The organism is Nonomuraea sp. PA05 (assembly GCF_008086045.1).
GTDB classification, from domain to species: domain Bacteria; phylum Actinomycetota; class Actinomycetes; order Streptosporangiales; family Streptosporangiaceae; genus Nonomuraea; species Nonomuraea monospora.
On sequence record NZ_VSEY01000012.1, the window covers coordinates 122,136 to 146,554 of the forward strand.

Genomic DNA, 24,419 nt, shown 5'->3' on the forward strand with positions numbered 1-24,419 from the left:
AGCGTCACCGACGGGCGCCGCGCGGGGCAGTGCCTTTCGTCCCTTGGAGCGGGGCCGTTCGGTCACAGCACCCGGAGGGCTCTCGCTTCGACATACCTCTAATTTGACAGATATCTAATCAGTAACGCAAACTCCTGTTTAGACATCCATCGAATCCGAGAGAAGATCGCCATGTCACGTGTCCAGCTCGCCCTGCGCGTCGCCGACCTGGAAGGCTCGATCGCGTTCTACTCCAAGCTGTTCGGCGCCGAACCGGCCAAGCGCCGTCCCGGCTACGCCAACTTCGCCATCGCCGAGCCGCCACTCAAACTGGTGCTCATCGAAGGCGAGGAGAACGAGCCGACCCGCCTGGACCATCTGGGCGTCGAAGTGGAGGACACCGCCCAGGTCACCGCCGCCACGCAGCGGCTCTCGGCCGCAGGCCTGGCCACCGTCACCGAGAACGACACCTCCTGCTGCTACGCCTTGCAGGACAAGGTGTGGGTGCACGGCCCTGGCGCCGAGCCGTGGGAGGTGTATGTGGTCAAGGGCGACGCCGACACCCTGGCCAAGCAGGCCGACCAGACCCGGCCGTCGTGCTGCTGCTGACCTGCACCGGCCGGCGGATCGCGCCGGGCCCGCACGAAGCAGGCGACGGGCCGCGCGAAGATTCCCGGCCACCACAGCCCTTGCGTCCGCACACGTCGGGCGCTCGGGCCGCACGCCCAGCCCCACGGCCCTGCCGAGCACCCCACCGCCGGGCACCCGGGCACCCCTCTCATCACCGCGGATAACGGGAGCGCAACCACGTAGCCGACGCACCGCCAGGGGCGGGGGCAGCCGTTCAGCGTCCGCGCCGGCTCCCCCGCCGCACGTCACCGGAGGAGGTCACGCCGGCTCAACGTGCTGCCGAGCGCGGCCGCCGCCGCCCGTACCGCGACCACATGCCCCTCAGGGCGGAACCTCCCGACCGGCCCCGCCACGCTGATCGCCGCGACCGGCTCGTCACCGCGCCCCAGCACGGGCGCGGCGACGCACAGCAGGCCGGCGGCCGACTCCTCGGTCTCGAACGCGACGCCGGTCTCCGCGACGCGCAGCAGCTGGCCGCGCAGGATGCCCGGTGCGACCACGGTGTGCGGGGTGCGGCGTTCGAGTGGCCCGGTCAGCACCTCGTGCCGCAGGCCGGCGTCGGCGTGGGCGAGCAGCGCCTTGCCGATGGCGGTGCAGTGCAGCGGCATCCGCCCGCCGGTGCGCGAGGGCACCCTGGCCTGGCGGTGGCCGCCGATCTTGGCGATGTAGACCACGTCGTGGCCGTCCCGCACGCCGAGGTGGACGGTTTCGTGGGTGCGTTCGTAGAGGTCCTGGAGGAACGGCATCGCGACTTCGAGGAGGCTGCGTTCGAGTGAGGCGAGCATGCCGAGCTCGAAGAGGCCTCCGCTGAGGCGGTAGCCGCCGCCGGCGCGGTCGAGCAGGCGGTGGGTGACGAGCTCGCCGGAGAGCCGGTGCACGGTCGCCTTGTGCAGGCCGGTGCGCCGCACCAGCTCGGCGAGGGTGACGACGCGGTCCTCCGGCCGGAAGGCGCGCAGGATCGTCACGGCCTTGCCCAGCACGGTGTCGAGGCGCGCTGTGTCCGTCATCCGCACAGCGTATCGGTGAGCGAGACGATGTGGTGGTCGGCGTCCGTATCGTGCCTGCACAGTGGGGGCGTGAACGAAACCATCGCCGCCACGAGGCGGCCCGAGGTCGCCGCCGCGTTCGAGCGGCTCACGCAGGCGGCGGCGTCGGGCGTGCCCTGCGCCCCGGTGCGGGACCTGATCGGCCGGGACGACCTGGCCGCCGCGTACGCCGTGCAGGCCGCGCTCACCGAAGCCCGCGTCGCCGCCGGCGCGCGGATCGTCGGCCGCAAGATCGGGCTGACCTCGGAGGCGGTGCAGCGTCAGCTCGGCGTCGACCAGCCCGACCTCGGCGTCCTCTTCGACGACATGGCGTACGCCGACGGGGACGTGATCCCCGCCGGGCGGGTGCTCCAGCCACGGGCCGAGGCGGAGATCGCCTTCGTGCTCCGTTCCGACCTGGCCGAAGGGCCGCTCGACACCGCGCAGGTGCGGGACGCGATCGCGTACGCCGTCGCCGCGCTGGAGATCTGCGGCAGCCGGATCGCCGGGTGGGACATCGCCTTCGGCGACACGGTCGCCGACAACGCCTCGTCGGGCGCCTTCGTGCTGGGGACGGAGCGCCGCGCGCTCGACGCGTTCGAGCCGGTGGACGTGGCGATGTCGATGAGCGTCAACGGCGCGGAGGTCTCCACCGGGACCGGCGCGGCCTGCATGGGCGACCCGGTCGAGGCGGTCGTGTGGCTGGCGCGGATGGCGCGCGACCTCGGCGAGCCGCTGCGGGCGGGGCAGGTCGTCCTGTCCGGCGCGCTCGGCCCGATGCGGCCGGTCGCCGCCGGCGACACCGTCACCGCCGCCCTGTCCGGCCTCGGCACGGTGACGGTCGGCTTCGCCGAGGGAGACGCGGCATGAGCGGGACGAAGGTCGCGATCATCGGGTCGGGCAACATCGGCACCGACTTGATGATCAAAGTGCTGCGCGGGTCGCGGCACCTGGAGATGGGCGCCCTGGTCGGCATCGACCCCCACTCGGACGGCCTGGCCCGCGCCGCCCGCCTCGGCGTCCGGACGACGCACGAGGGCGTGGACGGCCTCATCGGCCTGCCGGGCTTCGCCGAGATCGAGATCGTCTTCGACGCGACGTCGGCCAAGGCGCACCAGGCGAACGCCGCGAGGCTGCTCCCGCTCGGCAAGCGCCTGATCGACCTGACCCCGGCGGCGATCGGCCCGTACGTCGTCCCCGCCGTCAACCTCGAAGATCATCTCGACGCGCCCGACGTGAACATGGTGACCTGCGGCGGGCAGGCGACGATCCCGATCGTGTCCGCCGTCAGCCGGGTGGCGCCCGTCGCGTACGCGGAGATCGTCGCGTCCATCGCGTCGAAGTCGGCCGGTCCGGGCACCCGGGCCAACATCGACGAGTTCACCGAGACCACCTCGGCCGCCATCGAGCAGGTCGGCGGGGCGCGCCGCGGCAAGGCGATCATCGTGCTCAACCCGGCGGAGCCGCCGCTGATCATGCGGGACACCGTCTTCTGCCTCGTCGCGGCGCCGGATCCGGCCGTACGCGAGGAGATCGCCCGATCGGTGGAGAAGATGGTCGCGGACGTCGCCGCCTACGTCCCCGGCTACCGGCTCAAGCAGCAGGTGCAGATCACCGAGGTCCCCGCGGACCAGCCGGTCGGAACGCTCCTCGCCGGCGGCGCCGCCGCCAGGCCCACCCACCAGGTGTCGGTGTTCCTGGAGGTCGAGGGCGCCGCCCACTACCTCCCGGCCTACGCCGGCAACCTCGACATCATGACCTCCGCCGGCCTGCGGGTCGCGGAGCGCATCGCCGCACGGAAGGCGGGCCTCTGATGGCTGTCCCGATCTTCGTCCAGGACGTCACGCTACGGGACGGCATGCACGCCGTACGCCATCGGGTGGGCGTGGAGGACGTCAAGCGCATCGTCACCGCGCTCGACCGGGCCGGCGTGGACGCGATCGAGGTCGCGCACGGCGACGGCCTCGCCGGAGGGTCGCTCAACTACGGTCCCGGGTCGCACACGGACTGGGAATGGCTGGAGGCCGCGGCGTCGGTGCTGGTGAACGCCCGCCTCACCACGCTCCTGCTGCCGGGTGTCGGCACCGTTCACGAGCTGAAGCGCGCCTATGACCTGGGGGTACGCTCCGTCCGGGTCGCCACGCACTGCACCGAGGCCGACATCGCCGCGCAGCACATCGCCGCGGCGCGCGAGATCGGCATGGACGTGGCCGGGTTCCTGATGCTGTCCCACATGGCGCCGCCGGAGGAGCTGGCCGGGCAGGCGAAGCTGATGGAGTCGTACGGCGCGCACTGCGTGTACGTCACCGACTCCGGCGGGCGGCTCACGATGAACGACGTGGCCGCGCGGGTCCGCGCGTACCGCGACGTCCTCGACCCGGGGACCGAGATCGGCATCCACGCCCACGAGAACCTGTCGCTGTCGGTCGCCAACTCCGTCGTCGCGGTCGAGAACGGCGTCCGCCGCGTGGACGCGTCGCTGGCGGGGCACGGCGCGGGTGCGGGCAACTGCCCGCTGGAGGCGTTCATCGCGGTCGCGGACCTGTCGGGCTTCGAGCACCGGTGCGACCTGTTCCAGCTCCAGGACGCCGCGGACGATCTCGTCCGGCCGCTGCAGGACCGTCCAGTGCGGGTGGACCGGGAGACCCTCACGCTGGGGTACGCCGGCGTCTACTCGTCGTTCCTCCGCCACGCGGAGGCCGCCGCCGCCCGGTACGACCTCGACGTCCGCGACATCCTCATGGAGTGCGGCCGGCGGCGGCTGGTGGGCGGCCAGGAGGACATGATCGTCGACATCGCGCTCACGCTGGCCGCCGGGGCCGCCTGAGCACCGTCTCCCCGAACCCGCCGTCTGCCGATGCGGCGTCCGGCCGGGTCCCGAGAAGTGATCATGCAATGACCCCCCGTAGAAGAATGACCCGTTTTCGACACTTCTCAAGGTTTGTCCTGTTATGCCTGGCTATGCTGCATGGTCGACACCAGTCAAGGCCGTGTCAAAGACAGGCATGCCTGGACGATCGACGATTGGAGATATGTGCGGACACGACCTTCCATGCTCGCCACCACCTTCGTAGCACTGGCCGTCCTCTCCACCGCCTCGGTGACCGAGCTGGGAAGGACGGCGGCCACGGGAGGGGCAGCCGCGGAAGCCGTCGGAGAGTTCGGCATCGCGTGGGCGCCGTGCGAGGAGGAGCCCAGCGTGGAGTGCGGCAAGCTGACGGTGCCGGTCGACTGGTCCAAGCCGGACGGGCCGACCGTCGACCTGGCCCTCGCCCGGCGCAAGGCCACCGACCCCAGCGCCCGGATCGGGTCCCTGCTGACCAACCCGGGCGGCCCCGGCAACTCCGGGGTCAACGACATCCTGCGTCCGTCGGGCTTCAGCCCGGAGATCCAGCGGCGCTTCGACATCGTCGGCCACGACCCCCGCGGCGTCGCTCGCAGCGGCTCGATCGCCTGCTCGGCCTCGGTGTACAACCAGATGCCGAGCCCGGTCATGACCAGCCAGGCCGACTTCGACAAGTGGGTCGCCTTCGACCAGAAGCTGCGCGCGGACTGCCGGGAGAAGACCGGCCCGCTGTACGACCACGTCGACTCGGTCGACGTGGCCCGTGACATGGACGCCATCCGCGCCGCCCTCGGCGAGGACAAGCTCACCTCGTACGGCGTCTCCTACGGCACGCTGGCCCAGCAGATGTACGCCGAGCTGTTCCCGGACCGGATCAGGGCCATGGTGCTGGACGGCAACATGGACCACAGCCTGAACGTCAAGGCGTTCCAGGTCAGCGAGGCGGCCACCGTCGAGGACTCCTTCTCCGAGTTCATCGCCTGGTGCGACCGGGACACCGGCTGCGTCCTGCACGGGCGCGACATCCGGGCGCTGTGGAAGGGCCTGCTCGCCAAGGCGGAGCGCGGCGAGCTGTACTGGCCGGGCGTCACCGGCCGCGCGGTGAGCGCCCACAACCTCCTCTGGCTGGGCGTGGTGATGAACGAGGCGCCCGACTGGGCGCTGGAGGCGAAGGTGCTCCTCGCGCTGGACGGCGGGCCGGTGCCGGACGACATGCCGGGCCCTCCCGGCAACGGCCCCGTGAACGGGGACGTCGCCGAGCTGCCGACGGCCATCCTCTGCCAGGACTTCGACCTCGGGCTGCGTGACTACGCCGAGTACGCCGACGTGATGCGCGGCTCCAACGCCGTGGCACCGAACATGCGCTACAACCCGATGCCGATGGGCGACATGCCGATCTGCCAGGGCCACCCCGTCACCAACCCGCAGCACCGCCTCCGGTACACCGGTAAGGCTCCGCTGCTGGTGGCCACGTCCCTGCACGACCCGGACACCCCGTACGCGTGGTCGGCCAACGTGGCCCGCCAGCTCGGCCGCAAGGCCACGCTGCTCACCTACGAGGGGTGGGGTCACGGCGTCTACGGCATGACCTCGTGCACGACGGCGGCGATGGACGCGTACCTGATCTCGCGGACCGTGCCCGCGCGGGGCATGCGCTGCCCTGCGGAAGAGCCCCAGGACTGACCTGCCCGGCCGGGGCCTCACCGGCCCCGGCCTTTCGCACACGTTGAGGAGATTCAGTATGTCGGCCGTTCATGAGCTCGTCCGCCCGGCGGTCTATCCCCGCTCTTCCGGCTACGATCCCGCGTGGCTGGTGGGGCTGGACATGGGCCCCAATCCGCTGTGGCTGCTGGAGGACCTGTCGCGGGACCTCGATCTGCGGCCGGGGATGCGCGTTCTCGACCTGGGCTCGGGCAAGGGGGCCACCTCGGTGTTCCTGGCCCGGGAGTTCGGCGTGCAGGTGGTGGCCGCCGACCTGTGGATCGAGGCGGAGGTCGCCGAGGAGGTGTTCGCCGGCGCCGGGGTCTCTCAACAGGTGACGGCGGTCAACGCCGAGGCTCACGCCCTGCCGTTCGAACCCGGTTCTTTCGACGCCGTCGTCAGCATCGACGCCTACGAGTATTTCGGCACGGCGGATGGTTACCTGGCCTACATTACGCGGTTCCTCAAGCCCGGTGGGCAACTGGGCGTCGCGACCCCCGCGATGACCGCCGAGGTTCGCGACCTCGGTGCCATTCCTCCTCATATCAAGGCCCTGGTGGGGTGGGAGGCCATCGCCTGGCACACCGCGGAGTGGTGGCGCTTTCAATGGGACATCACGGAACTGGTCACCGTGACCGCGGCGCGGCTCCAGCCGGAGGGGTGGCGCGACTGGCTGCTGTGGACCAGGGCTTGTCTCGCCGCCGACCCTCCGGACCGGTCCTCCCTTGAGGGGACCATCGCCATGCTGGAAGCCGATCAGGGAGAGTTCCTGTCGTTCGCTTTGGTCTCGGCGCGCAAGAACTGATTCTTCCCGTGCGGCTAAGGTGACGCGATGATCACCGAGCCGCCCGGGTTGCCCTTTCTGACCGCTGTCGCCGCGACCGTCTCCGTCATCCTTCTCTGGGCCAGTTACCCGATCTGGTATTTCGAGCTGATTCTGCTGGCGTTCGTCGTCGGCGGGTTGCTGGCTCTGTACTGGGTGATTCGCATCGCTCTGGCGTCGCGCAAGGTCGATGTCCACGAGCGATCAGGACGCTGGCTGTCACCGGTGTTCATCGCAGGCGGCGTCCTGCTCGCCCTCATCACCGACGCGCCGTTCCACATACGTTTCACCCTGTCCCAGCCGAGCCTGGACCTCTATGCGGCGGCTCTGATCGCAGACCCGGAACGCGAACGCCCCTGCCAGTGGGTCGGCTTGTATTTCACCTGCGGAGGCGGGCCGTACATGGACCTGGACACCGGAGAGCTCATACCCGGCAGCGCCCAGTTCAGCGTCCATGACCCGTTCCTCCACGACAACAAGGGCTTCCTCTGGCTGCCTTCGGCAGAACCCGACGAGACAGCCGACGACCGATACCGTCATCTGACACGCGACTGGTACGGCCACAGCGGCTGGGACCATTGGTGAACCACCGGCTATTGAGCCAGGTGAACCCAGTACCCCGCCGCGAACCCGATGGTCGTCGCGAACCCCACCTTACGATTGGCGTGCTCGTACGCCTCCGGCATCATCGTCGTCGACAACATCGCCAGAATCGCCCCGCCGGCGAAGGCCAGCACGGTCGCGATCACGTTGGGCGAGGCCTGATCGAGCAGGACGTACCCGGCCCCCGCGGCGAGCCCGGACACGAGCGCGATGCCGGCCCACAGGGTGAACACCGCCGTCCACGACCACCCGCCCGATCGCAGCCCGGTCGTGGCGGCCACCGACTCGGGCACGTTGGAGACGAACACCGCCACCAGGATCGCCACGCCGACCGTGCCCGACTGGAGCAGGGTGAGCCCGACCACCGTCGACTCGGGGATGCCGTCGAGCACGATGCCGAGGACGATCGCCGTCGCCGACGCCGTCTGCGCCGACCCGGCGATGTCCTTGCGGTCCCGGTAGCCCATCCTGCTGATGATCCGGTCGCCGGCCAGGAAGACGATCGCGCCGGAGAAGAAACCCACGGCGGTGCCCAAGCCGCCGCCGTCCAGCTCGCTCGCCTCCTGGATGAGCTCGAACGAGACGGCGCTCAGCAGCACCCCCGCGCCGAACCCCATCACCAGGCCGAGGGTGGTGGTGCCCGGCTGGCGGATCGCCACGATCGCGGCTCCGGCCAGGAGCGAGGACGCGGCGAGCAGTCCCCAGAGGAATGCCTCGATCATGACGCATCGCCACCGTCCCGCTCGACACGCGCTGGGCGCGCAGCACCCTTGATGGTGCTGTAAGTCATAGCTTGACGCATTTGCGGCTCGCCCTGGAGCGCTAACCACAGGGCGGCCGTACGCCTCAGTGCGCCTCCGCACTGACGGCCCGGCGCAGCAGGACGGTCACCAGGACGGCGAACGCGACCACCCACACGGCCCCCGCCAGCATGAAGGCGACGCCCAGCCCGGTGAGCGGCAGGATGCCGCCGAGCGCCAGCACCGTCATGGCGACGCCGGCGACGGCGTTCACGGTGGCCGCGATCCGGGGCATGGCGGCGTGGCCGCTGAAGACGAGCAGCAGGACGGCGCCGGCCAGCATGCCGACGCCGATGGGCACGATCCAGGAGCCTGGCACGCCGATCGCGCCGGCCAGCCCTTGCCCGCCGGCCAGGACGACGATGCCGAAGAGCCCGGTGCCCGCGCCGTCGGCGAGCAGGCTCATCCGGAGCGCACGTTGCTGCGACACAATGCCTCCCATGGTTCAGATTTCTTGACTAGTTGCGCTCACCCGGCGCCGCGGCGCGGTCGTCACGCAACTCGGGCTCATTAGTCACGGCCGGGCGCCTTGGCCTTCGTGCCCACGCCACCGAACAGGGCCAGCCCGCTGACGACGACCCGCGGCGCTCCCCGCCTGCTGCGAACGGCACCCCGATCGAACGCGCCGAACAGCCCGAACCCCTTGACCTCGACCTCGACGTCATCAGGCACGACGACCTCCGTGTACCCCCACAGAGCGAAGGCCCGCACCCGGATCTCCCGCCCGGCGAAACGGGCGTCGCGCAGGTCGATCTCCCCGCCACCGAACACCGACAAGGACGTGAACACCCGCGGCGCGACCCACCGCCCCCTGCGGCTGAACCAGCCGAAGACGCTTAAGGCGAAGCGCGAGCCGGGCTCGTCCGTCACCACCAGCGCGTCCGTACGGACCGGCGCGGGCAGGCCGCGCCCCGCGTGCGCGAGCTCCCCCTGCGTCCGGGCCCCGTAGATCTCGCTCAGCCGCTGATCCAGCTCACTAAGCTCGATCCGGCCCGCCGCGGCGGCGTCCTGGAGCCGCCGGGCCGTCCGGTCGCGATCCTCATCGGAGGGACGCGTATGGAGGTCGGGATGCTCAGCCATGCTCTCGGTCCTGTCTGCGCGATCAACGAAACAGGACCATCTTATTCTCCAAGTGGAGAACAAGTCAGCCGCCCTGCTCCAGACCGGACTCCTCCACCATGTGAGCACCCATCATCCGCGCGAGCTGAAGCCGGAACTCCGCCGCATGCCCCGGGTCATCGGGGTCGTGCCCCATCCCCGCCAGCCACGACCGCCCCCCGATGGCGAACCCATACGCGGCCGACAGCCCGATCAGCACCACCGCCTCGATGCGCGACCGGCTCGGCACCGGCCGCCCCGCGAGCGCGTCCCGGATGCCCGCCTCGATCGTGTCGACCAGCTCCACCAGCTCCGGCCGGGTGGCGCCACGGTAGTCGGCGTGCATCTCGGCCCAGACGAACAACCGCAGATAGCGCTCGTCCGCCAGGGTGTCGAACACCACGTCCATGATCTCCGCCGCCAGCGGCACGCCGCCCTCGGCGCTGATGCGCTCGCGCACCAGCGCTTCGATGCGATCGTTCTCGACCCGCAGCACCTCCCTGACCAGGGCGGCGTAGCTGCCGAAGTAGTGGGACACGAGGCCGTGGGCGACGCCGGCGGCCTCGGCGATCTGGCGCAGGCTGACGTTGTCCGGGCCCCGCTGCCTGATCAGCTCGGCCGCCGCCGCGAGCAGCTCGGCGCGCGACTGCGCGGGGTCGCGCCTGCGTCTGGGTGCCATGACCGGCAGTTTATTGGCCGCTGGTCAACAGGACGGGAGGAGCGGGGCCGTTGGGAGCGCTTGACCCTCACGTGGCGTCAGGCGGCATAGTCGATGCCGTGGAGGATCACTGGACCGTGGGGCACGTGGCCCGGCTGGCCGGCGTGAGCGTGCGGACACTGCACCACTACGACGACATCGGGCTCGTCCGGCCGTCGGCGCGCACCCCGGCCGGTTACCGGGCCTACTCGCCGGCCGACGTGCAGCGGCTGCGCGAGGTGCTGGCCTACCGGCGGCTGGGCTTCGGCCTGCGCGAAGTCGCGGGCCTGGTCGGCGACCCCTCCACCGACGCGGTCGCGCACCTGCGCCGGCTGCGCGGCCTGCTGCTGGAACGGCGCGACCGCGCCGACGCCATGGTGGCGGCCATCGACAGGGAACTCACCGCACGAGCGAAAGGGCTGAAGGTGACACCGGAGGAGCAACTGGGGATGCTCGGCGCACGGCTGTACGACGCGATCGGCGGCGCCTACACCGCGACACGGCGCACCGAGCCGCGCTTCGCCGCGCGGATCTGGGACGCGCTCGGCGACGCGCGGACCGTGCTGAACGTCGGGGCCGGCACCGGCTCGTACGAGCCGGTGGATCGCGCCGTGACGGCGGTGGAGCCGTCGGCGGTGATGCGGGGGCAGCGGCCCGCCGGTTCGGCGCCGTGTGTGGCCGCCGCGGCGGAGAGCCTGCCGTTCGACGACGGGTCGTTCGACGCCGCGATGGCCGTGTCCACCGTCCATCACTGGGGTGATCCGATCGCGGGGCTGCGTGAGATGCGGCGGGTGGCCCGGCGGGTGGTGGTGCTCACGTTCGACACCGACGAGCCGGGATGGCAGGACCGGTTCTGGCTCACCCGCGACTACCTGCCGGAGTTCGCCGGCGTCCTGTCGGCGTTCCCCTCGCTGGCCGGGATGGCCGACGCGATCGGCGGGCGCGCCGAGCCGGTGCCCATTCCGTGGGACTGCGCCGACGGCCTGTTCGAGGCGTACTGGCGGCGGCCGGAGGCGTACCTGGATGATCGGGTGCGCCGGGCGGTGTCGGTGTGGGCGAGGGTGGGGCCGGAAGCCGAGCGGCGGGCGGTGCGCAGCCTGGGCGACGACCTCGGCTCCGGGCGGTGGGCCGAACGCAACAGCGACCTCGCCGAGCTCGACGCGGCGGACCTCGGCCTGCGCCTGCTCGTCGCCTGAGCGGCCACGTTGCCTGAGCGGCTTCGTTGCCCGAGCGGCCTCGTTGCCTGAGTGGCCTCGTTGCCTGAGTGGCCTCGTTGCCCGAGCGGCCTCGTTGCCCGAGCGGCCGACTCGGCCGTGCGTCGGCTGAGGCCCTGGTCGACTCGGCCGTGCGGCGGCTGGGCCGTGCGTCGTCTGGGCCGTGCGGCGGCTGGGCCCCGGCTGGTTCAGGTGTGCGTCGCGGCGAAGGCGGCGGTGAGCTCGCCGGTGGTGGTGATGGCGTGGGCGAAGGTGGGGCCGTTCAGTACGTGCGCGGCGTGCAGCATCTCGGGCAGAAACGCCGCCGTCGCGTCCCGCACCAGCGTGACGTGGTAGCCGAGCTCCATCGCGAACCGCCCGGTCGACTCGATGCAAGTGTTGGCGAGCAGCCCGATGAGCACGACGTGGCTGACGCCGTGCTGCTTGAGCTGGAAGTCCAGGTCGGTGTTGGCGAAGCCGCTCTGCGCCCAGTGCTCCCTGGCCACGACGTCGCCGGGCCGCGGCTGGAAGTCGGGGTGGAACTCCCCGCCCCAGGTGCCGCGGGCGAAGCTGTGCCGCTCCATGATGCCGCGCTGGGTGGGGTTGGGGTGGTTCCACGTCTCGTAGTCGCCGGGCTCCCAGCGGCGGTGCGGGACGAACATCACCCGGATGCCCGCGTCGCGGGCGGCGGCGACCACGGCGCGCAGGTGGCCGAGCAGCCCGACCTGCTCCGCCACGGCCGCCACACGCGGCCAGACCTTGCCGCCCTCGGACAGGAAGTCGTTGTACGGGTCCACCAGCAGCACGGCCGTGCGGCGGGGATCGTATTGCTCGGACATGGTTCGATGCTCCGATGCGATGGTCAGGCCCGCGAGGTGACGGCCGCCGTCAGTTCGGCGAGGTCGTCCTCGCTGAGCCGCAGCCCGGCGGCGGCCACGTTCTGCTCCAGATGCTCGACCGACGACGTGCCCGGAATGGGCAGCATGACGGGTGAGCGGTGGAGCAGCCACGCGAGGGCGAGCTGTGACGGCGTGGCCGACATCCGGGAGGCGAGGACGGCGATCGGCCCGCCGGGCTGCGCCAGGCCGCCGGTGGCCAGCGGGAACCACGGGATGAAGGCGATGTCGTTGCGTTCGCAGTGGTCGAGCACCTGCTCGGCCGAGCGGTCGGCCAGGTTGTACAGATTCTGCACGGACGCGATCGGGGCGACGGCGCGAGCCTGTTCGATCTGCTCGACGCTCACCTCCGACAGGCCGATGTGCGCGATCTTCCCTTCGTCCCGCAGCGCCTTCAGCTCGCCCACCTGGTCTTCGAGCGGCACCTCCGGGTCGACGCGGTGCAGCTGGAACAGCGCGATCCGGTCCACGCCGAGGATGCGCAGGCTCATCTCGCACTGCTGGCGCAGGTAGGCGGGTCTGCCGACGGGTGCCCACTGGTCGGGGCCCTGCCGGGTGAGCCCCGCCTTGGTGGCGATGACGACGTCCTCGCCGTACGGGGCGAGCGCGCGACGCAGCAGCGGCTCGGCGACCGCCGGGCCGTAGGAGTCGGCGGTGTCGAAGAGCGTCACGCCGAGCTCCGCCGCGCGGCGCAGCACCCGCACGGCCTCGTCGGGATCGGCCGGAGGCCCCCACACGCCGCGGCCGGTGAGCTGCATGGTGCCGTAGCCGAGCCGGTTGACGCGCAGGGTGTTCTCCATCGCGAACTGGCCGGAAGCGCCGGCCGTCACAGAAGTCATCGGAGTCTCCTCTCTCTGCTTGCCCGCCACCTCCCGCGCCTGCCCCATGATTTCCCCGCCTTACCTCAACATCCGGCAAAGCCCCTTCCACGGACGGCTGCGCGGGAAAGGCGTTGTTACGCTGGCCATCACGATGACCACGACAACGCCGGCACGGCAGGAATGTGCGATCACCGTTCTGGGCGGGCCCACGGCGGTCATCGACCTCGGCGGGCTGCGCCTGGTCAGTGACCCGACGTTCGACGAGGCCGGTCCGCACGGATATCTGACGAAGACGGCCGGCCCGGCCGTCACCGAGGACGCCCTGGGCGCGGTGGACGTGGTGCTGGTCAGCCATGACCTGCACGCGGACAACCTCGACGAGCGCGGCCGCGCGTTCGCCGGGGCGGCGCCGCTGGTGCTCACCGGCCCGCGCTCCGCGGAGCGGCTCGGCGGCCCGGCGGCCGGCCTCGCGCCCTGGGAGAGCCGCGATGTGCCGCGCGGTGACGGGGGCGGGGCGCTCACCGTCCTCGCGGTTCCCGCCGTGCACGGCCCCGAGGACGGCGATCGCGACGCCGACGGCCACGTCAACTGCGAGGTGACCGGGTTCGTGCTGTCCGGAGAGGGGCTGCCCACGGTCTACCTGAGCGGCGACAACGCCTCGATCCGCACCGTGGCGGAGATCGCCCGGCGCCTGCCCGCCATCGACGTGGCCGTGCTGCACGCGGGGGCGGCCAGGGTGCCGGCGAAGTTCGGCGGCCGTCCCCTGTCCCTGGACAGCCGGCGGGCCGCTGCCGCCGCGGCCGTCCTGGACGCGGAGCTGGTGATCCCGGCGCACTACGACGGCTGGGCGCACTTCTCCGAAGGGCTGACCGACCTGGAGACGGCCTTCGACGAGGCCGGCCTGTCCGCGCGCCTGCGCACGGCGACGCACGGCACCTGGATCCGCCTGCGCCGCTGACCCGCCGCAACCTGCGAGCGCGCCCGCTCGAAGTCCGCCGGCCTGCCTGGAACGTCGAGCGCGCCCCGCGACGCGCCGCCCGTCACTGCTTACGCTGAGAACATGCAGGCAGACAGCACCATGCCGGAGAACGACGGCCACGGCCACCCCGGCGATCCGCGTTACCTGCCGATCGGCGAGCACGGCCTGATCGGCGACCTGCGCACGGTCGCGCTCGTGGGCACCAACGGCACCATCGACTGGTACTGCTGCCCCCGCTTCGACGCCCCATCGGTGTTCGGCTCGCTCCTGGACGCCGACCGGGGCGGCTGTTTCGAGCTGGCGGCCGACGTCCCGTACACCACCAAGCAGTTCTACTTCCCCGACACCAACGTGCTGATCACCCGCTTCTTCGCCGACGACGGCGTGGGCGAGATCCAGGACTTCATGCCCGTCGCGGACGGCGACTCGGAGAGCGACCGGCACCGGCTGATCCGGCGAGTCACCTGCGTGCGCGGCACACTGCCGTTCCGCGCCCTGGTGGCGCCCCGCTTCGACTACGCCCGCCGCCCGCACACCATCACCCAGGACGGCGAGCTGACATTCTTCGAGTCGCCGCAGCTCACGCTGGTGCTCACCTCCAGCGTCCCCGTCGAGCACGACGGCCGCGACGCGTCCAGCCGGTTCGTGCTGCGCGAGGGCGAGTTCGCGGTGTTCGCCCTCGACCAGCTCTCCCCCGGCGTCGAGGCGCGCGGCTGCCCGCTGGAGGAGGCCGAGGAGCTGTTCACCGGCACGGTCGGGTTCTGGCGCAGGTGGCTGTCGGCCTCCCGCTACCGGGGCCGGTGGCGGGAGGTGGTGCACCGCTCGGCGCTCACGCTCAAGCTGCTCACGTACGCGCCGACCGGCGGCATCATCGCCGCGCCCACGACCAGCCTGCCCGAGCGGATCGGCGGCCGGCGCAACTGGGACTACCGCTACGTGTGGGTGCGCGACGCCGCGTTCTGCGTCTACGCGCTGCTGCGGCTGGGCTTCACCGAGGAGGCCGAGGCGTTCATGGGCTTCCTGGACGAGCACGTCCGGCTGGAGCGGCCGGGCCCCGGCGGGCCGCTGCAGATCATGTACGGCATCGACGGCCGCAACGACCTGCCCGAGGAGGAGCTGCCCCACCTGGAGGGCTACCGGGGCTCGCGGCCCGTCAGGATCGGCAACGCCGCCGTCGACCAGCTCCAGCTCGACATCTACGGCGCGCTCATCGACTCCATCTACCTGTACAACAAGTGGGGCACGCCCATCTCCAGCCGCCGCTGGGACGAGCTGTGCACGCTGGCCGACTGGGTCTGCGACAACTGGGACCAGCCCGACGAGGGCGTCTGGGAGACCCGCGGCGGGCGCAGGAACTTCACCTACTCCCGCCTGATGTGCTGGGTCGCGATCGAACGCGCCATGCGGGTGGCGCTGCAGCGCGGCCTGCCTGCCGACATCCCGCGCTGGCGCGAGAGCCGCGACGCCATCTACCGCGACATCATGCGGCACGGCTGGTCGGAGCGGCTGCAGGCCTTCGTCCAGCACTTCGACGACGAGGTGCTGGACGCGGCCGTGCTGATGATGCCGCTGGCCAAGTTCGTCTCGCCGACCGACCCCAAGTGGCTGTCCACCCTGGACGCGCTCGGCGACACCCTGGTCTCCGACTCCCTCGTCTACCGCTACGACCCCGAGCTCAGCCCGGACGGCCTCGAAGGGCAGGAGGGCACGTTCTCCATCTGCTCGTTCTGGTACGTGGAGGCGCTGGCCCGCGCCGGCCACATCGACGAGGCCCGGCTGGCGTTCGAGAAGATGCTCACCTACGCCAACCATCTCGGCCTGTACGCCGAGCAGATCGCGCACACCGGCGAGCAGCTCGGCAACTTCCCGCAGGCCTTCACGCACCTCGCGCTGATCAGCGCGGCCTTCAACCTCGACCACGCGCTCGGCTGACGTCCCGGGCGGCGCTTCTAGGTTTGCGCCCGCGACCGTAAAGACCCGTCGCGGCGCGATGCAGGCAGGCCTGCCGCGGGCATCGGTCATACCGGACGCGTCCGCCAGGAGAGGAGCCGGCGCCGGCGCGCTGCTACGACGTGACGGCTCCGCCGCTGGCCCGAGAGCTGACCGAGGGGGGTAGGGAGAGGGGGCGCATGTCGTCGAAGGCGAGCAGAGGCCGCTTGCCGTACCCGCGCTCGATCCGCGCGCGCTTCTCCCTCGCCGTCGGAGCGCTGTTCCTGGTGGTGCTCACGGCGGTCGGCGCCCTGACCGTCTCCGGCGTCCGCCACAGCATCGCGACGGAGGTCTTCGAGGACCTGCATCTGGCCATCGTCGACTGGGTCAGCAGGATGCGGCCCGGCTACATCCCCGCGCCCAGGCCGGGCAAGTCGACCGTGCACGTCAGGTACCTGCAGCTCGTCGACTCCCGGGGCCGGGTGGTGGCGTCCAACCTCGCGGCGTCCGGCAGGGCGGCGCTGAGCACGGTCAAACCCGTCCCGGGTGACGGCATGCAGGACCTGACGGTGTGCCCGCCGTGGCGTACGGACGCGTGCCTGCTCGTCACGGTCCTGCTGCTCGACCCGCAGATGCCCGACGCGCCGCTGAAGAACGGGCCGCACTACATCTACGCCGGCGCGGTGCAGCCCGTCGCCCTGGCCAAGCCGTACATGCAGGTCGGCCTCGGCGCCGCGGTCCTGGTCGCCTCGGCGGTGGCGGCGTGGGCCACCCGCGTGGTGGTGGACCGGACGCTGCGTCCGGTGCGGGCGATCAGCACGAGGATGCGCGAGGCGACGGCGAAGGACCTGTCCATGCGGGTGCCGACGCCGCTGCACGACGACGAGATCGCCGAGTTCGCCCACGCCTCCAACTCCTACCTCGACCGGCTGGAGAAGGCGGTGAAGGCGCGGCACCGGTTCGCGTCGCTGGCGTCGCACGAGCTGAGGTCGCCCGTCACGGCGCTGCGCACCCAGCTGGAGGAGGCGCTCATGTACCCCGCCGACGTGGACGCGGGCTCGGCGCTGCGGAACGCGCTGCACAGCACGGAACGCCTCGAGGCGATCATCGACGACCTGCTGGCCTACACCCGGGTCAAGGACGCCCCGCTGGAGGCCTACCACGAGCTCGACCTGGTCTCCGTGGTCGAGGAGGAGCTGGCCGCCCTCCCGCCGGACGGCATCCCGATCCGGCTGCGGGCGGCCTCCCGCCCGCGGGTGCGGGGGTCGCGGGTGCAGCTCGGCCGGGTGCTGAACAACCTGCTGGCGAACGCGCGGCGGCACGCCCGCACGCACGTCCACGTCACGGTCGAGCAGGTGGGCGACCAGGCCGAGGTGACCGTGCAGGACGACGGCGTCGGCATCGACCCGGAGGATCGCGAGCGGGTCTTCGACGCCTTCGTCCGGCTGCCGGAGGGGCGGCGGCTCGATCCGGGTGGCAGCGGGCTCGGGCTGGCCATCAGCAGGGAGACCTGCCTGGCCCACGGCGGATCCCTCACCGTGGAGAACTGCCCGCGCGGCACCCGCTTCGTGCTGCGCCTGCCGGTGCCGGGACCGGACTCCTGAGTCAGGGGCTCGACCGGTCGTCCCGCGACGCCGCAGAGGGGCCGGCGGGAGCAGACCAGGACAAAGGTCAGATATACCCCCCGCATACCGCAACCCCGTAACGTGACGTACCGCGCATCCTGGCTGCGGGCGCGGGTGTCACGACGGGTGCCCCGACGTGCCGTCCTCTGCTGGGCCGTTCCAGTCGAGCGGCCCGTAGAGGGCCGCGGGGGCTCCCGTCGTGAGTGCCCAGTACCTGTCGCCGTAGGACCAGTGCCACCACTCGGTCGGATAGTTGATGAACCCTGCCGCGCTCATGGCCTGAGCGAGCAGGCGTCTGTTGGCCCGCGTCTGGGAGGAGATCGCCGGATGGTGCGTGTAGCAGGCGCCGCCGCTCTCCTCCGGTCCGGCGTTCACGGGGGTGCCCATGTCGAGTTCGGCGCCGGTGGCGTCGATCAGGGTGAGGTCGACGGCGGCCCCGCACACGTGCGGCGCCACCTCGGGCGGCGCGAGCGAGCGGCTGGCCTGGACGTGGAGGTGCTCCTCGCTCCAGGAGGGGTTGGCGTCACGGAGCTCGGCGGCGTACCGGGTGAAGTAGTGCCGCTGCAGCGACAGCGGCCGGTAGCCCTCGACGATCAGCAGGCGGTGCCGGGCGGGCAGGAGCTCCTGCGCGGACAGCAGCCGGTCGACGAGGCCGATGCGTAGCCGGGCGTACGCGCCGGCGGGGTCGGCCTGGCGGGCGTCGAGCGCCAGTTCCGGCACCTTGTGCAGGTCGAACAGGGGTTCGCCGCACTCGATCACCGGGATCGCCAGAAGCCGGCGGTCCGACATCAGCACGATCGGTTCAGCTGTCATGTCCTACGGTCCTTCGCTCGTGTTTTCGATCGAGCATGAGGGGGCCCGCTGTAAGTTCGCTGCAATTCCACGGATGCGAGGTATCGATGGAATTTCGCCTGCTCGGGCCCGTCGAGGTGTGGGACGGAGCGGAACGGGTGCCGCTGGGCGGCCCCAAGCCGCGGGCGCTGCTCGCGTCGCTGCTCCTGTCGCCCGGCCGGGTGGTGTCGGTCGATCGGCTGGTGGACCTGATCTGGAGCGACCGTGCGCCGGGGACCGCGCGGGACCTGATCCAGACGTACGTGTCCGCGTTGCGGCGCAGGCTGCGGCCGGAGGTGATCGTGACGCGCCCGCCGGGTTATCTGCTGCGGCTGGACGGCGAGCGGTTCGACCTCCAGGTGTTCGAGCAGCTGGTCGCCGATGGGCGGCTGGCCGCGGAGGCGGGCAGGTACGAGGACGCCGAGCAGGCGCTGCGCGCCGCCGCCGGGCTGTGGCGCGGCCCCGCGCTGGGCGGGATCGGCGAGGCGCTGCAGGCGGAGGCGGCCAGGCTGGAGGAGCTGCGCCTGGCCGCCGTGGAGGAGCGCATCGCCGCCGAGCTGCTGCTGGACCGGCACGGCGACCTGGTGGCGGAGCTGACCGCGCTGGTCGCCGCGCATCCGACGCGGGAACGGATCCGCGGCCAGCTCATGACGACGCTGTACCGGCTGGGCCGTTCGGCCGAGGCGCTGGCGGTGTTCGACGAAGGGCGGGTAAGGCTGGCCGAGGAGCTGGGGCTGGATCCCGGCCCGGAGTTACGGGCGTTGCAGGAGGCCGTCCTGCGGGGTGATCCGTCGCTGTCCGGCGCGGCGCCGCCGTACCTGAGGCGGCAGTTCGTGGCCAAGCAGCTCCCCCCGGACGTGCCGGACTTCACGGGCCGGGCCGACGTGGTCGGTGAGCTGACGAAGCTGCTGTCCGCGAGCCGTACGGCTCCGCCCGTGGTGATCGTCTCGGGCAAGGGCGGGGTGGGCAAGAGCGCCGTGACGGTCCACGTGGCGCACCGGGTGGCCGAGCGTTTCCCTGACGGCCAGCTCTTCGCCGACCTGCGCGGCACGAGCGACACCCCGGCCACCGACCAGGAGGTGCTCGGCCGTTTCCTGCGGGCGCTCGGCGTCGAGCACGAGGCGCAGCCCGAGTCGGCGGCGGAGCGGGCCGACCTCTACCGCAGCCTGCTCGCGCAGCGGCAGGTGCTGGTGGTGCTGGACGACGCCAGGAGCGAGCAGCAGATCCGGCCGCTGCTGCCGGGCGAGGCGGGCTGCGCGGTGCTGGTCACCTCGCGTGGCCGGCTGGCCGGCCTGGCGGGCGCGCAACTGGTGGACCTCGACATGCTGGACGGCGACGCCGCCCTCGCCCTGTTCGGGGCCGTCGCCGGGGCCGACCGGGTCGCCGCCGAGCCGGAGGCCGCCCGCGAGATCGTCCGGCTGTGCGGCCTGCTGCCCCTGGCCGTGCGTACCGTCGGCGCGCGGCTGGCCACGCGGCGGCACTGGGCGCTGGCCACGATGGCCGTCAGGCTCACCGACGAGCGCCGCAGGCTGGACGAGCTCACCGCCGGGGACGTGGAGGTCCGCGCCAGTGTCAGCCTGAGCTACCGGCTGCTGGACGAGCAGGCCAGGACGGCGTTCCGCCGGCTCGGCCTGCTGGGGGTGCCCGACTTCGCGCCGTGGATCATCGCCCCGCTGCTCGACGTGCCTGCGGCGGACGCCGACGACGTCGCCGAGCGCCTGGTGGACGCCCAGCTCGTGGACTTCACCGCGATCGACGCCACCGGCCAGCCCCGCTACCGGCTGCACGACCTGCTTCGCGTGTTCGCCGCCGAGTGCGCGGAGACGGACGACACCGCGGCCGAGCGGGCGGCGGCCGTCACACGTACTCTCGGGAGCTGGTTGTGGCTGGTCGACACGATCGGCGCCCGCACGCCGTCCGGCGAGGTGGTCCTGCGCGGCGGCTACGCCTCGGCCCGCCCGGTGGACGGGCTCGTCGCCGAACGGGCGGCGGCGGACCCCGCCGCCTGGCTGGACGCCGAGGCGCCCGGCCTGACGGTGGCCGTGTCCCGCGCCGCGGCCATGAACCTGGACGTCGCCGCCTGCGACCTGGCCGCGGCGCTGTCGTTCTCGCACGTCTTCGACGCCAACCGGCGCGGCGAGTGGCACGCCAGCCATCAGGCCGCGCTGGCGGCGGCCCGCCGCGCCGGGAACCGCTCCGGGGAGGCGCTCCTGCTCGCCGGGCTGGGTCACATCCACTACCGGCTGGACCGCTTCGACGAGGTGCACGAGTACCTGTCCGCGGCCCTGCCGCTGTTCGCCGCGACCGGCGACGTCAGGGGCGAGGCGGTCGCGCTCGCGGGCATGGGCGGCGCGTGCCGCGAACAGTGCCGGATGCGGGAGGGGCTCGGGTACCTGACCCGGTCCACGGCGATCTTCCGCGGGCTGGGCGACCACACCGCGATCGGCGCGACCTCGCGGATGGCCGCCGCCATCCATCTCGAACTGGGGGCGTACGAGGCCGCGTGGCCGCTGCTCGACCAGGCGCTGGAGGCGTACCGGCGGGTGGGCAGCCGGCGGGGTGAGGCGCTCACGCTGCGCACCACGAGCCTCGTCCATCGCGCGCTGGGCGACTACGCGGTGGCCGCCGGGCTGAGCGCTCAGGCTCTGGAGCTGTTCCGTGCCATCGGTGACTCTCATCTGGCCGCCTTCGCGGTGCAGTCCCTGGTGAAGGCGAGGATCCGGCAGGGGGACGGCGCCGGCCTGCCGCTGCTCGTCGATGCTCTGGAGGTGTGCAGGAATCATTTCGACCGGTTCGGCGAGGCTTTGCTGCAGCGCACCATCGGCGAGCTGCACCTGGCGAACGGGCAGCTCGATCTGGCCGAGGCCCATCTGCTGCGGTCGATCGCCATCTCGGAGGAGTTGCGGACGCCGCTTCCGGTGGCCAGGGCCAAGCGGGATCTGGCGGCGGTGCTGGCCGCGCGGGGCGACGGTGCGGTGGCGGAGCTGGTGATCGCGGAGGCCGCCGCCGTCTTCGCGCGCCACGGCGCGCGGGAGGCCGGCGAGCTCAAGGCCGTGACGTACGGGCAGAGCGAAGGGCCGGACCCGGGGAAGGGTCCGGCCCTGCGATCACCGGCCTAGAAGTAGGGGGCCCAGCCGGGGCCGATGGCGGTGGCGGCGCCGAACTCGTTGCCGCCCTCGCCGTTCCAGAGGTAGAGGGTGCCGTCGCTCATCGCGGCGAGGTCGTCGTGGCCGTCGCGGTTGACGTCACCCAGCGAGGTCAGCGTCCCGTCGAACGGAGCCCACCCGGCACCGATCGCCGTGGCGGCGCCGAAGTTGTTGGCACCCTTGCCGTTCCAGATGAACAGCGTGCTGCCGTCCTTGACCGCCGCCAGGTCGCCGATGCCGTCGTTGTTGAAGTCGCCGCCGACCGGCTTGGAGAACGCCGACCAGCCCGCGCCGATCTCCACCGCCGGGACGAACTCGTTGCCGCCCTCGCCGTTCCAGACATGCAGCGTGCTGCCGTCCTTGATCGCCGCCAGGTCGTCGTGCCCGTCCCGGTTGACGTCACCGACCGAGGTCAGCGTCCCGTCGAACGGACCCCAGCCCGCGCCGACCGCGACAGCCGCGCCGAACTCGTTGCCGCCCTCGCCGTTCCAGATGAACAGCGTGCTGCCGTCCTTGATCGCCGCCAGGTCGCTGATCCCGTCGTTGTCGAAGTCACCCGCGACCGGCTTGGAGAACGCCGCCCAGCCCCCGCCGACCTCCAGCCGCGCGGCGAAGTTGTTGCTGCCCCGGCCGTTCCAGATGTTCAGCGTGCCGGTCACCTCGGAGAAGATGTCACCGATACCGTCACCGTTGAAGTCCGCGCCTGCCCTGCCGGCCGGGCTCCAGAGGGCGTCGACGATCTTCTGCGCGTCGCCGGCCTGGACCTGGTAGCGGTCCGGGTAGGCGGAGACCTGCACGGCCTGGCAGACGTCGCCGACCTGGGCCGACTTCCACGCGTCGCCCGGGTAGAGCCTGATCATCTTGTTGAGGAAGGCGTTGGTGGCCCAGGTGGGGTCGAGCCGCTGCTCGACCGAGCCCCAGGACGCGCGCTGCTGGAAGAGGCCGAGGCTGTCGTGGTCGACGGTCTCGGCGACGTTCTGGATGCTCGCCTCCACGATGACGGTGGCGATCGCGATGACGGCGGCGCGCTCGGCCAGGCCTCGGTCGCGGACGGCCTCGACGACCATGCGGGCGCACGAGACGCGGTAGGCGTTCATGTAGCCCCGCATCTTCGCCGTCAGCACGCTGTTCAGCCGGGTGGCGGTCGCGGCGTCCGCGCCGGTCGTGCCGTCCGGGTCGCAGGGGGCGGTGGCGTAGGAGGCCGTCAGCGAGGCGGCGGCGGGCTCGTCGGGGGTGCCGGCCTGGGCCGGGGCGGCGGCTAACGTGAGAGTCGCGCAGGCGGCCAGTACGGCCTTCTTCATGGACGGCATGTGCTTGCTCCTGATCGTGTGAAGGGGATGCCCGGGGTTAGAAGTAGGGGGCCCAGCCGGGGCCGATGGCGGTGGCGGCGCCGAACTCGTTGCCGCCCTCGCCGTTCCAGAGGTAGAGGGTGCCGTCGCTCATCGCGGCGAGGTCGTCGTGGCCGTCGCGGTTGACGTCACCCAGCGAGGTCAGCGTCCCGTCGAACGGAGCCCACCCGGCACCGATCGCCGTGGCGGCGCCGAAGTTGTTGGCACCCTTGCCGTTCCAGATGAACAGCGTGCTGCCGTCCTTGACCGCCGCCAGGTCGCCGATGCCGTCGTTGTTGAAGTCACCGCCGACCGGCTTGGAGAACGCCGACCAGCCCGCGCCGATCTCCACCGCCGGGCCGAACTCGTTGCCGCCCTCGCCGTTCCAGACATGCAGCGTGCTGCCGTCCTTGATCGCCGCCAGGTCGTCGTGCCCGTCCCGGTTGACGTCACCGACCGAGGTCAGCGTCCCGTCGAACGGACCCCAGCCCGCGCCGACCGCGACAGCCGCGCCGAACTCGTTGCCGCCCTCACCGTTCCAGATGAACAGCGTGCTGCCGTCCTTGACCGCCGCCAGATCGCTGATCCCGTCGTTGTCGAAGTCACCCGCGACCGGCTTGGAGAACGCCGCCCAGCCCCCGCCGACCTCCAGCCGCGCGGCGAAGTTGTTGCTGCCCCGGCCGTTCCAGATGTTCAGCGTGCCGGTCACCTCGGAGAAGATGTCACCGATGCCGTCACCGTTGAAGTCCGCGCCGTGCGTCGAGGCGTTGTCGTCGACGATGTTCTTGTAGCGGATGGGCGTGTAGTTCTGCATGCTCGTCCACGACTCGTCGCCGCGTTCGCCGTGGGAGTTGACCTTCGGGCCCTTGGCCCAGTCGTCCTCCCAGCCGTCGCCGTCGGAGTCGCTGCCGCCGTTGAGCGAGTAGGTCCACGCGCCCTGGCTGTGGTCCTGCTCGTTCTTCCACCGGGCGAACAGCTCCATGTGCCCGCTGCGCAGGATCGCGTCGCCCGGCTTGAGGTCGTGCAGGCTGCCCAGGGTGACCTTCCCGCCGTAGCCGGCGAAGTCGACGGTGCTGTTGCCGCCCTTGCCGGAGTTCGCGGTGATGTGCCAGGCCATGGAGACCAGGCCCGAGCAGTCCGGGCCGTACTTGTCGTCCCCCTCCGCGTCCGTGACCAGGGTGCCTGGGGCGCGCGTCAGGTTGTAGCGGACGTTTCTGTCGACCCAGTTCTGGGCGCGCGCCAGCACCTCCGAGCGGGTGATCCTGCCGTCGGGGACGCTCGCGGCGTGCGCGGCCTGGGGCGTGGCCGCGACGTCCACGACGGTGAAGGAGAGCGTGGCGGCGGCGAACGCGAGGCCGGCCAGCAGGCGGGCCGGGGCTGACGTGCTCGGCATGGGAGTGTGCCTCCGGGGAGTGATGGGGCCGGTGTTCGGCCCCGAGCAACGCCAGAGTGCCGAGCCGTGCTGGAAAT

At 71.8% G+C, this 24,419-nt stretch carries 22 protein-coding genes; 12 read left to right on the forward strand and 10 right to left on the reverse strand.

Features of this window, described 5'->3' with window-relative positions; all coding sequences use genetic code 11:
• The first annotated feature begins 171 nt into the window (after positions 1 to 171).
• Positions 172 to 588 (forward strand): ArsI/CadI family heavy metal resistance metalloenzyme, encoded by a 417-nt coding sequence (locus tag FXF51_RS20395; protein WP_148436107.1) that lies wholly within the window; start codon positions 172 to 174, stop codon positions 586 to 588.
• A 266-nt stretch (positions 589 to 854) separates the two neighbouring features.
• Here the strand turns inward: FXF51_RS20395 and FXF51_RS20400 are convergent, their stop codons facing one another.
• Positions 855 to 1,616 carry an IclR family transcriptional regulator gene (locus FXF51_RS20400; RefSeq protein ID WP_148436108.1) on the reverse strand — a complete coding sequence of 254 codons (762 nt, stop codon included), beginning with the start codon at positions 1,614 to 1,616 and terminating at the stop codon, positions 855 to 857.
• 69 nt (positions 1,617 to 1,685) lie between these two features.
• Here FXF51_RS20400 and FXF51_RS20405 point away from each other — a divergent pair, with 69 nt between their 5' ends.
• The 6 genes from FXF51_RS20405 to FXF51_RS20430 all read left to right on the forward strand — a co-directional run bounded on the left by FXF51_RS20405 (position 1,686) and on the right by FXF51_RS20430 (position 7,588).
• Positions 1,686 to 2,504 carry a 2-keto-4-pentenoate hydratase gene (locus tag FXF51_RS20405; RefSeq protein WP_262379685.1) on the forward strand — a complete coding sequence of 273 codons (819 nt, stop codon included), beginning with the start codon at positions 1,686 to 1,688 and terminating at the stop codon, positions 2,502 to 2,504.
• A complete protein-coding gene (locus tag FXF51_RS20410; protein ID WP_148436109.1) occupies positions 2,501 to 3,448 on the forward strand; it encodes an acetaldehyde dehydrogenase (acetylating) in 948 nt (315 codons plus the stop codon). Before FXF51_RS20405 ends, FXF51_RS20410 begins: the two co-directional genes overlap by 4 nt.
• Positions 3,448 to 4,461 (forward strand): 4-hydroxy-2-oxovalerate aldolase, encoded by a 1,014-nt coding sequence (gene dmpG / locus FXF51_RS20415; protein WP_148436110.1) that lies wholly within the window; start codon positions 3,448 to 3,450, stop codon positions 4,459 to 4,461. Before FXF51_RS20410 ends, dmpG begins: the two co-directional genes overlap by 1 nt.
• 225 nt (positions 4,462 to 4,686) lie before the next feature.
• Entirely contained in the window at positions 4,687 to 6,162 is a 1,476-nt protein-coding gene (locus tag FXF51_RS20420) for an alpha/beta fold hydrolase (protein ID WP_187414467.1), read from the forward strand.
• A gap of 130 nt (positions 6,163 to 6,292) precedes the next feature.
• The gene (locus tag FXF51_RS20425; RefSeq protein ID WP_222871381.1) at positions 6,293 to 6,985 is read left to right on the forward strand and encodes a methyltransferase domain-containing protein; all 693 of its coding nucleotides are present in this window, start codon (positions 6,293 to 6,295) and stop codon (positions 6,983 to 6,985) included.
• Between the two features lie 27 nt (positions 6,986 to 7,012).
• Positions 7,013 to 7,588: a hypothetical protein gene (locus FXF51_RS20430; protein ID WP_148436113.1), complete on the forward strand. Its 576-nt coding sequence runs from the start codon at positions 7,013 to 7,015 to the stop codon at positions 7,586 to 7,588.
• A gap of 8 nt (positions 7,589 to 7,596) precedes the next feature.
• Here FXF51_RS20430 and FXF51_RS20435 read toward each other — a convergent pair whose 3' ends face one another.
• From FXF51_RS20435 to FXF51_RS20450, 4 genes are all read right to left on the reverse strand, one after another.
• Complete coding sequence (locus FXF51_RS20435) at positions 7,597 to 8,328, reverse strand: ZIP family metal transporter (RefSeq protein ID WP_148436114.1); 732 nt, start codon at positions 8,326 to 8,328, stop codon at positions 7,597 to 7,599.
• Between the two features lie 124 nt (positions 8,329 to 8,452).
• Positions 8,453 to 8,836, reverse strand: coding sequence for a hypothetical protein (locus FXF51_RS20440; protein WP_148436115.1), 384 nt, complete (start codon positions 8,834 to 8,836; stop codon positions 8,453 to 8,455).
• Positions 8,837 to 8,916: 80 nt separating this feature from the next.
• Positions 8,917 to 9,486: a DUF1707 domain-containing protein gene (locus FXF51_RS20445; RefSeq protein ID WP_148436116.1), complete on the reverse strand. Its 570-nt coding sequence runs from the start codon at positions 9,484 to 9,486 to the stop codon at positions 8,917 to 8,919.
• A 64-nt stretch (positions 9,487 to 9,550) separates the two neighbouring features.
• Positions 9,551 to 10,183, reverse strand: coding sequence for a TetR/AcrR family transcriptional regulator (locus tag FXF51_RS20450; protein WP_262379686.1), 633 nt, complete (start codon positions 10,181 to 10,183; stop codon positions 9,551 to 9,553).
• 98 nt (positions 10,184 to 10,281) lie between these two features.
• Here FXF51_RS20450 and FXF51_RS20455 point away from each other — a divergent pair, with 98 nt between their 5' ends.
• Positions 10,282 to 11,397 carry a MerR family transcriptional regulator gene (locus tag FXF51_RS20455; RefSeq protein WP_262379687.1) on the forward strand — a complete coding sequence of 372 codons (1,116 nt, stop codon included), beginning with the start codon at positions 10,282 to 10,284 and terminating at the stop codon, positions 11,395 to 11,397.
• 206 nt (positions 11,398 to 11,603) lie between these two features.
• Here the strand turns inward: FXF51_RS20455 and FXF51_RS20460 are convergent, their stop codons facing one another.
• The gene (locus FXF51_RS20460; protein ID WP_148436117.1) at positions 11,604 to 12,233 is read right to left on the reverse strand and encodes a cysteine hydrolase; all 630 of its coding nucleotides are present in this window, start codon (positions 12,231 to 12,233) and stop codon (positions 11,604 to 11,606) included.
• Positions 12,234 to 12,256: 23 nt separating this feature from the next.
• Positions 12,257 to 13,129, reverse strand: coding sequence for an aldo/keto reductase (locus tag FXF51_RS20465; RefSeq protein WP_148436118.1), 873 nt, complete (start codon positions 13,127 to 13,129; stop codon positions 12,257 to 12,259).
• A gap of 133 nt (positions 13,130 to 13,262) precedes the next feature.
• On the opposite strand from FXF51_RS20465, the gene FXF51_RS20470 reads away from it, so the two are divergent.
• The 3 genes from FXF51_RS20470 to FXF51_RS20480 all read left to right on the forward strand — a co-directional run bounded on the left by FXF51_RS20470 (position 13,263) and on the right by FXF51_RS20480 (position 17,623).
• Positions 13,263 to 14,069 (forward strand): MBL fold metallo-hydrolase, encoded by an 807-nt coding sequence (locus FXF51_RS20470; protein WP_148436119.1) that lies wholly within the window; start codon positions 13,263 to 13,265, stop codon positions 14,067 to 14,069.
• A 102-nt stretch (positions 14,070 to 14,171) separates the two neighbouring features.
• Complete coding sequence (locus FXF51_RS20475; protein ID WP_262379689.1) at positions 14,172 to 16,022, forward strand: glycoside hydrolase family 15 protein; 1,851 nt, start codon at positions 14,172 to 14,174, stop codon at positions 16,020 to 16,022.
• Positions 16,023 to 16,219: 197 nt separating this feature from the next.
• Entirely contained in the window at positions 16,220 to 17,623 is a 1,404-nt protein-coding gene (locus tag FXF51_RS20480; protein ID WP_148436120.1) for a sensor histidine kinase, read from the forward strand.
• A 138-nt stretch (positions 17,624 to 17,761) separates the two neighbouring features.
• On the opposite strand, the gene FXF51_RS20485 is transcribed toward FXF51_RS20480, so the two are convergent.
• A complete protein-coding gene (locus FXF51_RS20485) occupies positions 17,762 to 18,457 on the reverse strand; it encodes a M15 family metallopeptidase (protein ID WP_148436121.1) in 696 nt (231 codons plus the stop codon).
• A gap of 86 nt (positions 18,458 to 18,543) precedes the next feature.
• Here FXF51_RS20485 and FXF51_RS20490 point away from each other — a divergent pair, with 86 nt between their 5' ends.
• Positions 18,544 to 21,594 carry an AfsR/SARP family transcriptional regulator gene (locus tag FXF51_RS20490; RefSeq protein ID WP_148436122.1) on the forward strand — a complete coding sequence of 1,017 codons (3,051 nt, stop codon included), beginning with the start codon at positions 18,544 to 18,546 and terminating at the stop codon, positions 21,592 to 21,594.
• Here FXF51_RS20490 and FXF51_RS20495 read toward each other — a convergent pair.
• A complete protein-coding gene (locus FXF51_RS20495) occupies positions 21,591 to 22,931 on the reverse strand; it encodes an FG-GAP repeat domain-containing protein (protein WP_148436123.1) in 1,341 nt (446 codons plus the stop codon). The genes FXF51_RS20490 and FXF51_RS20495 overlap by 4 nt on opposite strands.
• 37 nt (positions 22,932 to 22,968) lie before the next feature.
• The gene (locus FXF51_RS20500; RefSeq protein ID WP_148436124.1) at positions 22,969 to 24,342 is read right to left on the reverse strand and encodes an FG-GAP repeat domain-containing protein; all 1,374 of its coding nucleotides are present in this window, start codon (positions 24,340 to 24,342) and stop codon (positions 22,969 to 22,971) included.
• Positions 24,343 to 24,419 lie beyond the last annotated feature (77 nt).